This window comes from Candidatus Palauibacter sp. (assembly GCF_965213655.1).
Lineage (GTDB): Bacteria > Gemmatimonadota > Gemmatimonadetes > Palauibacterales > Palauibacteraceae > Palauibacter.
Map to the genome: position 1 here is coordinate 2,047,364 of NZ_CBDBZT010000003.1, position 14,529 is coordinate 2,061,892.

The window sequence follows — 14,529 nt, forward strand, 5'->3', positions numbered from 1 at the left end:
GGACACGACGGGACCAGCCCCCTACTGCCCCCCTAACCGTCAATCAATGACGACGATGATGGGGGGCGCCACCCAGCAGCAGACGGGCGCGCTGGGCGCGCACTCGCCGGGGCAGTCGAAGTTGTCAAAGCTGAGAAGCCCCTGGGGCTCGTCCTGCGCCGTGGCCCCGAAGGGCGCGACACCCAAAGCAGCCCCCAACAGCGCCGCGATGGTGAGTGAACCGATGATTAGATTGCGTCTCTTCATAGCTACTCCTTGTGTTATGGAGGGTTGTGGCCCTGCTGGCCGTGCTACAGCCGGGGCACTGAAACGTTCGGATGATTGCGCAGAAAGGTCAAGTGCCTGCATCGGACAACACATCCACGGCTTCTCTCAATGATCGTCCATCCTTGAGGGCGTCGAGGAGAGGACTCGAAGGGCCGTAGACCCGCTCGCCGCGAAAGATGACTCCACCGGTGTCCAGCACCAACTCAATCGGCGTGCGTTGCGCTTCGATCCGGACATCGGTGAGGTAGCCGTCCGTCCTCATGCCCGTCGCCCGCAGAATGCGCTCTTCCTCTTCCTCCGGTTTGCGGGCGAGGAGCAACTCCACGCTGATTCCCGACCTCCGCTCCCACTCCAGCCACTCGGCCAACACGGAAGAGCAGCGGAGACACTGGCTTGGATCGACCACCACTGCGACGATGGGATCGGTCCGCGCCAATTCCCCGATGGGCGTGCCGTCGGAGAGCGTCCAATCCATCGCATCGGAGCTATGATCGAGAGCGCAACCGGCCCCCGCGAGCAATGCGGCAAAGAGAGTCGTGGCCGCCACGAGGTGTCTACGTTCGGTAATGCTCTCGATTGGATTGGTCTCCGTCGGTAAGAAGTGTCCGTACACTCAGCTCCAGTGCGGAACGTCGGTCCGAACTACGATCCGGCTTCACGGATCACGGGTCGGCACAGTCACCCCCCAAAATGCGACTCTCGACTGCTATTCGGCAAGGTCGGTTGGGGACCTACTAGCTCCGCCGAGGCTCCAGTCAGACACCTCGGATTCGGGAGCGTACCGCGCCCTTGCCAGAATCGACACTCGGCAAATCGCATAGTCGTTCATTTCATCATTCCTCTTTCTCCCTCTCGGGTGCTTCGTGTTCTAAGAGTTCCCCGTGCCTTGTAGAGGCCCGAGACCCGCCCAGACGCTCCGGGCCATCCGGCTCCGTATTCCAAATATCGTCAATGTCCGCGAGCCCTCCGAGAGGAAAGCCCCGCAAATCGTGAGGGGGAAATCCCTCACGGCACTGCCGGGAAACTCCCCCCAGGGAGAATGTGCGGAGTGCGTGGTTCCGATGCCGTCAGTCCAAGTACTCCTCGAATCTCAGCACCCATAGTGGCTACAGGCGACTTTGCCGCGCATCCGTATAGTCGCGACATCGACGGCTCGTCCATGGGGATCCGTCCCGGAAAGCCAAGGCGTCGGGGCGCAGGAGGGCTCTGACAGAGGACTCGGTCACCAAGATATACCGAGACACCGGAGCCTCAATTCCAAGGTCACTATAGCGTCGGGGATCCGGGTCGACTATATTCCATATTCTGGCCAATATGGCCGCTGATAGATAGTTCCGCTTGGCCGCCCGCCGAATACGCCGGAAAGCCTCCCACGGGTCGGGCATCCATTGGGGACCGCCCCCGAAACCGACGCCTCCGGACCAAGGAGAAAGGACACCATGAAGACGAACGCCACCACAACCGCCGTTGCCGCCTTGCTCGCGCTCGCGCTTGCCGCTTGTGGAGACGCCACCCCGCCCCCGGACATTACCCCGTTCGAGGCTCCGGAAGTCACGTCCGCGCTGGACTGGATCGAGGACTCCGGAACGGAGTTCGGCGCGGCCCCGTTCTCGCCCCCCGGTTGGCCCTACCGGATCGGCTATGAAATGCCGCACGACACCCTCTTCCACCTCTACAAGCGGTTCCCCGGTTTTCACGGCATCAATGCCGTTATGTGGGTGAACGGCTTGGCGTTCGGGGCCGCGTTCAACCTTGATTACCCCGGACCCGGCGCGATCTACGAAGGCCACTTCCCGATGAAGGTTTACCGCGACTGGTACGAGGACAACCGGCGGCACGGGGTCGGCCGACCGCTGCCGCCCGGCGCGAACGTGGAACAAGTGTTGGGCGGCTATATGGAGGCGCACGATAGCAAGACGCCGTGGGACTCGCTGGACGTACTTCGGGCGCGCTGGCATGAGCCGTTGGAGGCCCGGACCTACAAGGACGGCCGACGATGAGGCGGGCGGCGCTGGCCGCGCTGGCCGCCGTGCTGTGGTTCGCGGCCCCGGCTTCGGCCCAAGAGTACGTCGACGACACCCAAGGGGTGTGCTATCCCAACGAGACGGCCAGACAGTGCGCGGATAGGCACTTCACCGATCTCGACCCGCTGTTGGGCGAGGACTTGGATGTCTGGCGGGGGAAGTTCGAGCGGGCGACGTGGACGGCGGGTACGAACTGCGAGAAGGTGAAGACGGCCCTGTTCGAGGCGTTCGACATGACGGAATCGGCGGTGGACGGAGTCAGGGAGTTCATCTATCTCGGGAAGCCCAAGGATTCGGGTCTCGGAGGTGCGCACTATCCCGGGGCGAAAGACAGCACCGAACACATGTTCGTCGTCAACAAGGACCAGACTCCCGAGGCGCAGTGGAGGAGCTTCCTTCACGAAGCGGGCCACCATGGGGGGTTGAGCGGCGCCCACACCGAATCGTTCGACGCCTACGACGCGGAGGAATGCGCGACGGAACCGGAGGAGGACCCGAACGGCGGCGGCGGCGGAACCGAAGATCCGGGCGTTGACGACCCGACCTGCACGACGACGATCGAATGGAAAAAGGCTTATCGCTTCTGCACGTACTGGACCGGCCCTTCGGGGCTGCCGGATTTACATGTCTGCATCGAAGTGATTTGGATACCTGTGGAGGTAACGATATGCACCAGCTGACAACGATTTGCACGGCGGCGGCGGTCCTGTTGGTCGCGGCCCCGGTCGCGGCCCAGGAGGGGGCCGACACGACGGTGTACACGGGGGCGGACGCTCCGGTTTGGCTCACGGTGGAGGACGTCGAAGGCGACGCGGGCGCGCACCGGGTTCTAGTGGGGGTGAAGTGGGACGACCACCGCTCTACGCTTCCGTTCGCCGTCGAGGTCGGACCGGGGGACCTTACGGTGTTCCTTCCGAAGACGGAGGACGCGGACGAATCGGACCTGTCCGAAGGCTGCCGGTTCACAAGCGCGAGGATGGCGCACGGCAACCCCGGCATGGTCCCCGCGAACCGGGCGGATACGGAATGTCTCGCACCCCCGGCGGCGTACCTTCCGCTGGTCGGGATCGAGTACACGAGCTCGCCGGCGCCGTTGGTCTGCCGGACGGCGGCGCGGGATGACGGGATCGAGAACCCGGCGGTTCGGTATTTCGCGTGCCTCTACCGGCCCGATCTGAACGAAGGCTGAACCGGGACCGACTGGCGTATAGAGGGACAAGCGGGGCCGCTTCGGACGCGATCCGGGGCGGCCCCTGCCGTATAAGGGCGTTTTCCGGGCCGCTGGCGCAATCGGGGCTGGCGCCGGGCACAAATGGACGATGCGGGCTTTCGGGACCCTCGACGATGAGGGTAGCGCGGGTGAGGGAGTCCCGCCATTCGAGTCTGGTTTTCCCGCTTTCGCTACACGGTCCAGCAGGGTCCAGTCCAACGGCAGAAAACGCAGATCGTGCAGTCCTATAAATAGTTAGACGATTCTCTGCCGTGATTCTGACCTCAAGCGATCCGCTGCCCCATCGGTGTGGGCGACGGCCGACTACGGGGCCACCTGGCGCCGTATCGATGCCGGGTTCCCGGAGGACGATTTCGTGTGGGTCGTGCGCGAGGACGCGGAGCAGCCCGGGCTGCTGTACGCCGGTGCGGAGTGGAGCGGCGTGTGGGTGAGCCTCGACGACGGGGAGAACTGGCACTCCTTGCGCCTCAACCTCCCGGTCACACCGGTGCGCGACCTCAAGCTGAAGGACGGCGACGTGGTTGCGGCCACGCACGGGCGCGCGCACTGGATCCTGGACGACATCTCGCCGCTGCGGCAGTTGGCGGCCGCGGGCGTGGCGCTGAGGAGCGACGGTGGCGAGCCGGGCGCGGACGCCGGGGTTCGGCTGTTCACGCCGCGGCCCACGATCCGGTTCCGGGAGATGGTCACGCGCGCGACGTTCGGCGGCCTCTTCATGCCGAACCCGCCAAGCGGCGTCGTCGTCCGCTACTACCTGCCCCAGGCCCCCGAGGCGGAGGTCCGGTTGTCGATCCATGAAGCAGGCGACGATGGGGAGGGAGAGGAGATCCGCACTTTCTCCAGCCGGGGCGCCGCCGCCGAGCCGGGGCCCGATCCGATCGACCCGGCGGACCTGGTGGAGCCGGGGCTCCCCGCGGAAGCCGGGGCCAACGCCTTCGAGTGGGACATGCGCTATCCGGAGCCCATCGACTGGGTCCCGAAGACGCTGTATCGGCACCGCGATCCGTACGGGCCGCTGGCGCCGCCGGGCCGCTACGAGGCGCGGCTGACGGTGGACGGCGAGACGTTCGTGGTTCCGTTCGAGATCGTGCCGGATCCGCGCGTGGCGACGCCGCAGGCCGAGTTCGACGAGCAGTTCGGCTTCCTGATGGCGATCCGCGAGAAGATTGGCGAGAACCACCGGGCCGTGGCCCGCATCCACAGCCTGCGGCAGAGGATCGTGCAGGCGATCGAGGGTGCCGCGGGCACGGAGGGCGCCGCCGACATCGCCCGCGCGGGGGCCGAACTCGACGCCCGGCTGTGGGAGATCGAGGACCATCTGCGCCAGTTCCGGCCCTCACGGGACCACCGTGCCAAGCAGGAACTCATCAACTGGCCGGTCCGCCTCGACGACAAGTTCGCCAAGCTCCTCGAACACGCCGAGGCCTCGGACGCGTCTCCGACTTCGCGCGACCGCATGCTGTTCGACGACCTGTCCGAACGTCAGGAGGAACAGATCGAAGCCTTGGGGTTCATTGAAGAAGGAGAAGCCGCTCGTTTCTTCAACGAGACCGAGTCAAGAAGTCCATGAACCGCTCCACCCCCTTCATCCTGTTGACCGCTGCGGTGGCCGCCCTTGCGTGGCCGGATTCGCTCGCTGGGCAGCGTGGGAACTTCGAATCCGGAGTTCTTCTCTCGCCCCGCGTACCCTGCCGCCAAGCGCCGTCAGAGGAGGCCGGCGTTGCGTCGGTCCTCAGGCTGACCGGCAACGCATATCGCGAGCCGGTGGCCGTGCGCGCTTCCGCGGTCGACGCGGCGGGTGCGACGTGGATTTCCGTGCGGCAGTCACCTCCCCTGCGGGAGGAGTGGTGCTGGGTGCCGGAAACCCACGTCGGTCCGACACAGGATCCGAGCACTCTCCTCGTGATGGCCGATCGACTCCTCTCCGCGCCGCGCGGGCTTCCGCTCACCGATTGGGTGGCCGTGCACAACTACTTCCGGCATCAAATGTACCGGAAGGAGGTGGACGCCTCCGCGCTTCTGAGTCTGCGGCGGCTGGAGGTGCTCATGCGTGCACTGGACGCCGCGCAGGCTGACCTGCTCCGGGATCCGGACCCACGGGTAGTGGCATGGCTGGAGTCGTTGGGCGCGGACGTCGAGGTTTCCCGGGATCGGTTGGGACGGCACCGGTTAGCGGTCAGCCGCAGTGCGCTCGACGCGCTCCTGGATGCACACCGAGATGATCCGGCGGCGGAGGAGATCCTGTGGAAGAACGCACGCTATTCTCACCAGCCCGGCGAGTGCGCCCGTTCCTTGTCATGCGTGTTCGATGGACCCATATCCGACGTGGCCGGGTATTGGCTCGCCTACCCGGACGGCCGGTTCGTGGGCGAGGCCATCCAGACGGCGTTGACCTGGCTCCGCCGCGCGGGCAACGCGGGCCGCTTCAGGGGCAGCGGGGGCGGCATCCTGGGTACGTGCGAGGAAGCACGCGACGCTGAGCCAGGCGCCATGTACCAATTGAGTCGAGATTGGTGGGACCAACTGGCGTGGGGGACGGAGGGCAAGCCGGCAGCCCGCCGTCTGCTGGAGACGCTGCACGAGGTGGGCGAGGAGGAGAAGGCGCCTCTCGTCGATTACCTGAATCGCGTGGAACGGTGCGCGTTGGAGGTGGCGTCACGGCCGCGGCCCGAGCGACCGCCTCGGAGTCGGGGCGCTGTCGGCACGGTTCAGGAGGCCAAGCCGTCCCAGGAACCTCGCGAGCTGGCCATCATCGCACCGGGCGTGTCGTGCCGTGCTGAACCATCGCGGACGGCGCGTGGTTATTCGTTTCTGCAGTTGGACGAGCACTTCACGACCGAGCGCCCGGACACCGTCGTAGCTGGGGAGGCGTGGGTCTCGGTAAGTCGTTTGGGAGACTGCTGGGTACCGCGCGCGGAAACGGCGGACATGCACGACCATGTGCTTGCGATCGCGGATCACTTCCTCAGGTCGGGCGGAGGGCGCACACGAGACGACGCACTCCGTGTATACAACATCTTGGGCAGCCGCGTCCTGGGGTACCGTGACGTGGTGGACGCTTCCGGCCTCCTCTCGCTTCGGCGGTTGCAGGTGCTGGGCAGAGTGCTGAGGACATCCAACTTCTTTTCGGCCGATGCGCTCGTGCGTGGATGGGTCGAACAACTCGCGGACGACGTGCGGTACTTCGAGCCGGGCGCGCGATGGTATGTGCGCGACGAGGCTTTCCAGCGGGTGTACGACGCGCACCGGGACGGCCCCGAGGGCGAGGAGATTCTCTGGGAACTCGCGACCGGACCCGCGCCGCACGATTGCGAGGGTGAATTCGCCTGCACCGCACGCGTCGAGGTGCTGGAGAAGTTCGCCCGGTACTGGATCGACTACCCTCGGGGCCGCTACGTCGGCCAGGCGATCGACGTCGCGGCGGCACGCCTGGGCGGCTTCCTGCGAACCTGCGACGCGGCGCGCGGCGCCGAGCCGGACTCGAGGGAGGCGCAGTGGTGGGAATGGACCTATTGGGACCCGAGCGGTGCCGAGATGGCTGCAGACATACGCGCGACGCTGGCCGAGGTGCCGCCGTCCGACGCGGAGCCTCTGACAACCGTGCTTGACCGACTGGAAGCGTGCGCCGCCGATGTGGGGTAGCTAGCGGCGCCAGACCCCGACGCCGTTCTCGTAGACGATCTCGGTTCCGTAGGGGCGCGACAACTCGGCGAGATGCTCGATGATCTCGCGGCCCAGTTCCTCGGGCGCGATCCGCGGCGTCCCCCGCCGTCCGCGCGGCGCCTTCCATTCGAGTTCGATGGGATGGAACACGATCTCGACCACCTCGTCGCCTTCGAAGGTCGCGACCGGGACCACGCTTTCATACCACTCGGCACCCGTGGGGAAGCCCGTCGTGGGGTTCCCGTCCTCGTCCACCTGGAAGCGCGTGTCGTAAATCTCCGACGCGAGCCGGTCGAGCGGGATCCCGTAGCGGTCGCGCTGGTCGGAGGGCATGGGGTCGATCGTCTCGTTCTGGAAGATGAAGTTCGCCAGCGAGTAGAAGATCGGCCGACCCTTGTAGATCTCCACTCCGCGGAGCTGGTGCGGACCGTGGATGATGAAGGTGTTCGCCCCCGCGTCGATCGTCTGTCGCGCGAATTCCTCCATCCACGGCGGCGCCGTGACGAAGGCGTTGCCGGGTTCGTGCGAGTGGCTGTTGACGACGACGTAGTCGGCCTGGTCCGTGGCGTTTCGCACCTCGTGGAGGACGCGCTCGCGGTCCACGTCGTTCAGCGAGACGGTCGCGCGATCCTCGTCGCCGGGGAATACCATGGACCCGAATACGCGGACGGGTGCGTTCGGGTTGTCGGACACGTTCGCGCCCTGCCTCCGGGCCACATCGCGCAGCGCGGCCATCGTCTCCGGCGAGCCCTCGTAGCGCGTACTCAGCCGCAGCGGGTTCAGCCCCGGGCGTCCCTGCACGGTCGGCCCGGTCCGCCCCGCCCGTGACATCGGCGTGAAGGTGGACGCCATGCCGATGAGCGCGATCCGCCCCTTCGCCGTCTCCAGGTATCCGGGGCGGCTCGCCCAGCCGAGGTTCTCCCCGGTCCCGGAGTGGATGAGCCCCCATTCGTCCATCAGCCGGTTCGTGAGGCGCATGCCCTCGACCCCGTAGTCCGTCGAGTGGTTGTTGGCCCGGTTGTAGAGGTTGAACCCCATGTCCACGAGATCCTTGAGCGTCTCCGGCGAGCCCACTTCGTAGTTGCCGCCGTTCTCCGCCGCCGGCCAGCCGGTGAACTCCTGCAGGCGGAAGACCGACTGCTCGAGGTTCAGGAAGGCGGCATCGGTCGCGCGGATGATGTTCGCGAGGTCGTGGAAGCCCGGGTCGCCGGAGTGATCGAAGGGCGCCGTACGCCGGTTCATGATCACATCCCCCACCGCGGCCAGCGTCCAGCGGGTCTCGGCGTCGATGGGCGAACGGGTCTGCGCCTGCGCGTCGGACCAAACGGCCGGCGCCAGAGTGGCGAAGCAGAGGGCCATGAGAGCGGGGCGGCGCATGAAGTCCTCCTTGTGACGGGGTCCTGTCATTCGGGAAATGCGGTGGTCGCGGCGCGGGCGCGGTCGAGGAGAGCCTGGTAGCGGGCATCGGCCTCCTGCACGCGCGGTTCAAGGCGGAAACGCTGCTGCTCCCACTCCTGCTCGAGGAGGCGGGTCGTCTCCCAATACTCGAGATCGCCCGCAGGCTGGATGGGCGCGGTGAGCAGTTCCTGGAGCTTGGCCCGGTGGCGGGCGACGAGCTCCGGCACCGCCTCCAGCTTCCACCACGGCTCGTCGTCCACGACAACGAACACGGGAGCGGAGTGCGCGACCGTCATGTCGCGCTCGCCATCCCGGTCGCCGTAGGCGCGCACCGCCACCCACAAACTCTCGTCCGCCTCGATCTGCGTGGCGAGCCGCAGCCCGTCGTCGTCCCCGACCGACCGTGTCACGCTCGCCACGACCTCGCCGTGGACGACGAGTTCCAGCCGGTTCAGGCGGTCGATGTCGGGGTTCAGGGAGGTTCTGGCCACGATCTCGAGGTTCTCCCCGCGCACGACGCGAAGCTCGGAGCCCATCTCCCGGCCATTCACCTGAAACTCGAGGAAGGGACCGTTGCTGACGTACGTGTGGCCCGAGCGGTACGCGTTGTACCACTCGTTGGGGGCGAACGGCCCGTCCAGCTTCACGTAGGTGCGCTCGACCCCCGGCAGCGTGGGTCCGAAGTAGGGATAGTCGGCGCCCGCGATGGGACGGACGTTGAAGCCGAGGTTGAGGAAGCTGTACCAGATGTCGTCGTACAGGCGCCCGCCCTGCAGCACCTCGATGAAGTCGACGAGGTCGAACGGCACGTCGAGCGCGAGGCCCCGTTCCCCGTTGAAGAGCTGGCCCATGTGCGCGTAGCCGGAGATCCCGCCCTGGGCGTGCGACTCCTCGAACACCCGGTGGTAGAGGAAGTAGGACTCCGGATCCTGGCGGATGGGCCGCTGCAGGTTGTGGTGGATCGTGTGTCCGCGCTGGACGGTGCGCGGGTCCTCCTGCCCGGACACGAGCGCGTGGCCCTCCCGCACGTACTGCCCGGCCTCGCCCCACGCCGGCTGCTTGAAGTGGGTTACGGCGATGTTCCCCATCTCGAGCAGGTTCGCGACGTGGATGTCCTCGGCGGCGATCTGTGCCCAAACGGCGTCATCCTCCGTATGGTCGCGCGCGATGTGGACGTGAGAGTCGCCGGAGTACCAGCCCTGCGCGGGGAGGTCCGCGTAGCGCTCGAGGGAGACAGTGAGATCGGTCGTCTCATCCGCGCGCACCTCGATGGTCCGCTGATACCCGCGGTATTCGGGTCCCCGCGTCGCGACGAGTTCGTAGCTCCCGGCCGGGAGACGGGCCTCGTACTCGCCGTCGACGTAGAAGGCGAGACGGTGCTCGGACGGCCACCACGTGCGCGGGTTCACCCACAAAAGGCGGACCTCATCGACGAAGCGGTGCACGAGGACGGAGCGTTCGGAGGGGAGCGGGGCGCGTCCGGTCTCGTCGTAGAGGCCGAACCGGGCGGGGACCGAACGCCCGCTCGCCGCATCCTCCACCGTGAGGCGCAGCGTGCCGTATCCGGCCGGGACCGGCGTGGCGTGGCTGCGGACGACCTCGATGTCGCACAAGGCGATTCCCTCCGGGCCGCCGATCGCGAGGTCCGTGTCGCGGATCCCGTGCGCGGCGAAGCGGGCGCGATCGAGCGTTACCCGGGCGGTGGCGAGCGTCGATGCGGTGGCGGCGCCGGGTCCGGGTCCGGACTCGGGTTCGATGGTTTCCGACGCGCCGATCCCGTCGCCGCCGTTGTCGTTGAACCCGACGCTGAACGGCCCCGTGAGTTCCGGCGCGTAGGTAACCACGAGGTCGACCGGCTCATCGATGTCGAACGCGAACCCGTCCTCGATGTCGAGCGCGAAGAGGGGGCCGACGACACACGTTCGGTCGCCGATGTCGCGCGTCTGGAACGGGTTTCCGCGGCCGTACATGCCGAGTTCCGAGCGGGCGACGCCGAGCGTGCGGGCGATGTTCTCGCGCGGCCACTCGAGTTCGACGACGAAGCGGGCCTCGCTGCCGTGCGCGGCCGGTGGCGAGGCCTCCCCCAACGGACCCAGCGCCCCCGAGCCCAGGAGGACGGCGCCGGTGAGAATACAGGTCCGACTGACGCGGGGGGTCACCGCTCGTAGACGACTCGGCCGTCCACGAGAGTGAGATCGACCTCCATCGATTCCAGACATGGGTCCTCACATTCCAGCACGTGCTCGGCCGTCACGATGAGGTCGGCGGCCATGCCGACCTCGAGCGTCCCCTTCTCTTCCTCTTCGAAGGTGAGGTGCGCGTACCCGCTTGTCACCGCGCGCAGCGCCTCCTCGCGGGTGATCGCCTGGGCGGGATCGAGCACGCCGGCGCTGATCGTGCCACGGGTCGTGAAGTGGTGCAGCATCCACCACGGGTCCCACGGGATGACGGGGGAATCCGTTCCCAGCGAGACGGGGATCCCCGCGTCGAGGTAGGCGCGCACCGGCGTGGTCCAGGCGGCGCGGTCCGCGCCCCAGTACTTCACGAGGCTCGGAGCCGCCACGTAGAGGTGGTTCTGCGCCGTCACGGAGAGTCCGAGCGCCCGCATGCGCGAGAAGTGCTCCTCGCGCGGGATGAACCCGTGCTCGATGACCCAGCGCAGGCCGTCGATCGGGGCGTCGGCGTTCGCGGCCTCGTAGCCGTCGAGGACGAGGTCGATGGCCGCGTCGCCCACCGCGTGCGTCGCCACGCGCCAGCCCTGCCGGTGCAACTCGCGGACGGTCTCGATGTAGCGCTCGGTCGGCAGCGTCTGGAGGCCGTGGAAGGTCCCGCCCTCGCCCCACGGCTCCTCGTACGGCTCGCGCATGAGACCGCCCTCGAAGCCGCCGTCCACGCCCAGCTTCGCGCCGCCGACGCGGAGCCAGGCGTCGCCTTCGCCCATGGCGGGCCACGTCGCGAGCGCCTCGTCGAGCGGCGGCGCCCCCGCGCCACGTGGGGCACGGAGGACGTAGTTCACGCGCAGGGTGAGTCGGCCCGCGTCCCGCAGTCGCGCGATGGCCCGGTACTGTTCGGGGGGGCCGCCCGGGTAGCGGATGCTGGTCAAGCCGCGGGCGTTGAGCGCGGCGTACTCCTCGGCCAGCGCGTCCAGCGTGGCCGCCGGGTCGGGCGGCGCGGCTGCCGGGAGCGTCACGAGATCCTTGGCGCGGTCGACGAGTTCGCCGTTCAGCCGCCCGTCCGGGTAGCGTCCGATGCGGCCGCCCGGCACCTCCGGCGTCGATTCGTCGATGCCCCAGCGGGCGAGCGCCGCGCTGTTCAGCACGTATTCGTGCCCACCGCGGACGACGACGACCGGCTGGCCCGGCGCCGCGCCGTCGAGGTCGTCACGGTAGGGGAGGCGGTGCTCGGCCAGCTGCCCCTCGTGCCAGTCGCGATTCGTGACGATCAACTCGCCCGGGGCCGTCTCCAGCGCGACGGCGGCGATCGCGTCGACGACATCCGCCATCGATCGGGCACCCGTCAGGTCGACGCCGGGACCGCCCCCGATCCCGTGGTAGTGGTTGTCGGTGAGCCCCGGGATCACGGTTCGGCCACCGAGATCGACCACGCGGGTGTCCGGCCCCGCAAGCATGCGGATCTCCTCCGAAGTCCCCGTCGCCGACACCCGGCCGTCTGCCACCGCCAGCGCCTCCACGACCCCCGTCGCTCCCAGTGTGAGGATCTCTCCGTCCACCAACACGAGATCGGCCGCCTCCCGCGGGGCCTCCGCGCAGGCCACCAGCCCCAGCGCCGCGAGGTACCCCGCCGCCGGCGCGACCGCCGCCCGCGAAGGCCTGATCTTCGGCATCACGGCGTCTCTCCCGTCTCCCGGCGCAGGAGCCTGCCGGGCTGCGCCTCCGTCAACGCGCCGTCATCAATCACCGCCACGCCGTTCACGAACACGAAATCCATCCCCTCGGCATAGCGCATCGCGTCCCCGAACCGGGCCACGTCCCTGACCTCGTCCGGATCGAAGATGACGAGATCCGCCGCCATCCCCGGCGCGATCAGCCCCCGATCCGCGAGTCCCAGCCGACGGGCGGCGAGCGACGTCATGCGCCGCACGGCGTCCTCCAGACTCAGGATCCCGTCCTCCCGAACGTACTTCGCGATGACCCGCGGGAAGGCCCCGAACGCCCTCGGATGCGCGCTCGCGGTCGTGGCCGGATTCGTGGGCGAAGCATCGGTGTCGATCATCACAAACTCCGCCCGGAGCGCCTGCCACTTCTGCTCCTCGTTCATGCTCTGCGGGTTCACGCTCACGCCGCCGGCCTGCACGAGATCGAAGAACGCGTCCCATTCCTCCGTCCCGAGGATGTCCGCCGCCTCGGCGATCGAGAGGTTGATCACCCGCTCGTCCACTTCGTCCGGGGCGGAGACGATGAGAACCCTGTCCCAGTCCATCCCCACGTGGCGGTACCAGTTCTCCCAGTCCGACGTGGTCTCGACCTCGCGACGGAGTTCGGCCCGCACCGCGGGGTCGGACAGGGTCTCCAGGAAGGGGCCCGTGCCGCCCGCGTAGTGCCGGGGATGGAGGAAGGAGCCGAGACCGATTCCGTTGCGGATGTAGGGATAGATGTCCGCCGTCACGTCGATCCCGGCGACCCGCGCCGAGTCGATGAGGGCGAGGGCTTCGGCCATCAGCGGCCAGTTCTCCTGCCCCGCCGCCTTGAGGTGGTAGATGTGGACGGGGGTGCCGGCGCGGACGCCGATTTCGATCGCTTCGCGGATCGCCTCCAGCACCGAGTGCGACTCGTTCCGCATGTGCGTGAAGTACGTGCCGCCGTACTCGCCCGCGACGCGCGTGAGTTCGACAAGTTCTTCCGTGGTCGCGTACACGGCGGGCGGATAGATGAGGGATGTCGAGGTCCCGACGGCGCCGTCCTCCATCGCCTGCCGGACGAGGGCCTTCATCTCCTCGAGTTGTTCGGGCGTCGGCTGTACATCCTCCTCGCCCAGAACCACGCGCCGTACCTGCGTGAGCCCGACGTCGTGCACCACGTTGATCGGAATGCCGATGCGCTCGACGTGCGCGAAATACTCGGCGTACGTCCGCCAGCGCAGTTCCTCGCCGTTCACGACCGGGCCCTCGGGCTGGGTGGCGTCGCTCTGGGGAGCGGCCGATCCGCCCTCGCCCGAGAGGTAGGTCGTGATTCCCTGCCGGAGCTTGCTCTCGGCGCTCGGAGGATCGGTGACGAGGACGACGCTCGACTGGCCCATCATGTCGATGAAGCCGGGGCTGACCACGCGATCCGCCGCGTCGATCGTACGCGCCGCCGGCTGGCCGCTCAGGTCGCCGACCGCCGCGATCCGATCCCCCCGGAGACCGACGTCGCCGCGCACCCAGGGGTTCCCCGCCCCGTCCACGATCCGCGCTCCCGAGATGAGCACGTCGAACGGCTCCGCGACCTCCGACTCCGAGCCGGCGGCGCATGCCGAGAGGACCGCTCCCAGCAGACAGACTCCCAGCACAGCGTGCAGCGGAAGACGCAATGGCCCGCCGTCTCCCGCGGTGACGCTTTCGTGCCTTGCTATCATGGGCTAATCCATTGATGGGTGAGTTCCGGTCTCACCAAGGATCGAGTGGCGCTTGTCTGGCGGCAACGGCACCTCGGGTCCGTAAGCTGTTGAAGCGGCCGGTGACCGCGTCGCGACGCGGCCCGTGACTGCGCATACTGCTCTTTTCGAAGCTGTTGAACATCGCCGAGGGTCGAGAGGTGTTCTGATGGGAAATCGAACCGTGAACCGCCGCGCTCTTGTTGCCCAGCCCTTGCCGCTTGCGTGCCACATCTTCGGAGTTATGGCACACAAGAAAGCTCGCGTGCCACGTATGGCACACAAGACCGGCCGCGTGCCACAAATCGCGAGATGTGGCACAAGATGGCGACACGTTCCTCGGGTGTGTTCCCT

General features: G+C 67.7%; 11 protein-coding genes. 5 read left to right on the top strand and 6 right to left on the bottom strand.

The annotated features are described in order from the left end of the window. Positions 1 to 39: 39 nt before the first annotated feature. Together ACOOGH_RS11195 and ACOOGH_RS11200 are read right to left on the bottom strand one after the other, a co-directional pair. Positions 40 to 246, bottom strand: a complete 207-nt coding sequence (locus tag ACOOGH_RS11195; protein WP_420448997.1) for a hypothetical protein — start codon at positions 244 to 246, stop codon at positions 40 to 42. Between the two features lie 88 nt (positions 247 to 334). Beyond that, positions 335 to 742: a hypothetical protein gene (locus ACOOGH_RS11200; RefSeq protein WP_420448998.1), complete on the bottom strand. Its 408-nt coding sequence runs from the start codon at positions 740 to 742 to the stop codon at positions 335 to 337. Between the two features lie 964 nt (positions 743 to 1,706). On the opposite strand from ACOOGH_RS11200, the gene ACOOGH_RS11205 reads away from it, so the two are divergent. The 5 genes from ACOOGH_RS11205 (at position 1,707) to ACOOGH_RS11225 (ending at position 7,164) form a co-directional block, all read left to right on the top strand. Next, positions 1,707 to 2,267: a hypothetical protein gene (locus tag ACOOGH_RS11205; protein ID WP_420448999.1), complete on the top strand. Its 561-nt coding sequence runs from the start codon at positions 1,707 to 1,709 to the stop codon at positions 2,265 to 2,267. After that, positions 2,264 to 2,971, top strand: a complete 708-nt coding sequence (locus ACOOGH_RS11210; RefSeq protein ID WP_420449000.1) for a hypothetical protein — start codon at positions 2,264 to 2,266, stop codon at positions 2,969 to 2,971. The genes ACOOGH_RS11205 and ACOOGH_RS11210 overlap by 4 nt, the downstream gene beginning before the upstream one ends. Continuing rightward, the gene (locus ACOOGH_RS11215) at positions 2,959 to 3,480 is read left to right on the top strand and encodes a hypothetical protein (protein WP_420449001.1); all 522 of its coding nucleotides are present in this window, start codon (positions 2,959 to 2,961) and stop codon (positions 3,478 to 3,480) included. The genes ACOOGH_RS11210 and ACOOGH_RS11215 overlap by 13 nt, the downstream gene beginning before the upstream one ends. 328 nt (positions 3,481 to 3,808) lie before the next feature. Further along, positions 3,809 to 5,092 carry a WD40/YVTN/BNR-like repeat-containing protein gene (locus tag ACOOGH_RS11220; RefSeq protein ID WP_420449002.1) on the top strand — a complete coding sequence of 428 codons (1,284 nt, stop codon included), beginning with the start codon at positions 3,809 to 3,811 and terminating at the stop codon, positions 5,090 to 5,092. Further along, on the top strand, positions 5,089 to 7,164 hold the full coding sequence (locus tag ACOOGH_RS11225) for a hypothetical protein (RefSeq protein WP_420449003.1): 2,076 nt from the start codon (positions 5,089 to 5,091) through the stop codon (positions 7,162 to 7,164). Before ACOOGH_RS11220 ends, ACOOGH_RS11225 begins: the two co-directional genes overlap by 4 nt. Here ACOOGH_RS11225 and ACOOGH_RS11230 read toward each other — a convergent pair whose 3' ends face one another. From ACOOGH_RS11230 to ACOOGH_RS11245, 4 genes are read right to left on the bottom strand one after another with little or no spacing between them, the layout of a single operon-like run. Continuing rightward, a complete protein-coding gene (locus ACOOGH_RS11230; RefSeq protein ID WP_420449004.1) occupies positions 7,165 to 8,562 on the bottom strand; it encodes a CapA family protein in 1,398 nt (465 codons plus the stop codon). A 26-nt stretch (positions 8,563 to 8,588) separates the two neighbouring features. Beyond that, positions 8,589 to 10,742, bottom strand: a complete 2,154-nt coding sequence (locus ACOOGH_RS11235; RefSeq protein ID WP_420449005.1) for a CehA/McbA family metallohydrolase — start codon at positions 10,740 to 10,742, stop codon at positions 8,589 to 8,591. After that, positions 10,739 to 12,427, bottom strand: coding sequence for an amidohydrolase (locus ACOOGH_RS11240; protein WP_420449006.1), 1,689 nt, complete (start codon positions 12,425 to 12,427; stop codon positions 10,739 to 10,741). Before ACOOGH_RS11240 ends, ACOOGH_RS11235 begins: the two co-directional genes overlap by 4 nt. Further along, positions 12,427 to 14,157: an N-acyl-D-amino-acid deacylase family protein gene (locus tag ACOOGH_RS11245; protein ID WP_420449007.1), complete on the bottom strand. Its 1,731-nt coding sequence runs from the start codon at positions 14,155 to 14,157 to the stop codon at positions 12,427 to 12,429. Before ACOOGH_RS11245 ends, ACOOGH_RS11240 begins: the two co-directional genes overlap by 1 nt. Positions 14,158 to 14,529: the final 372 nt, after the last annotated feature.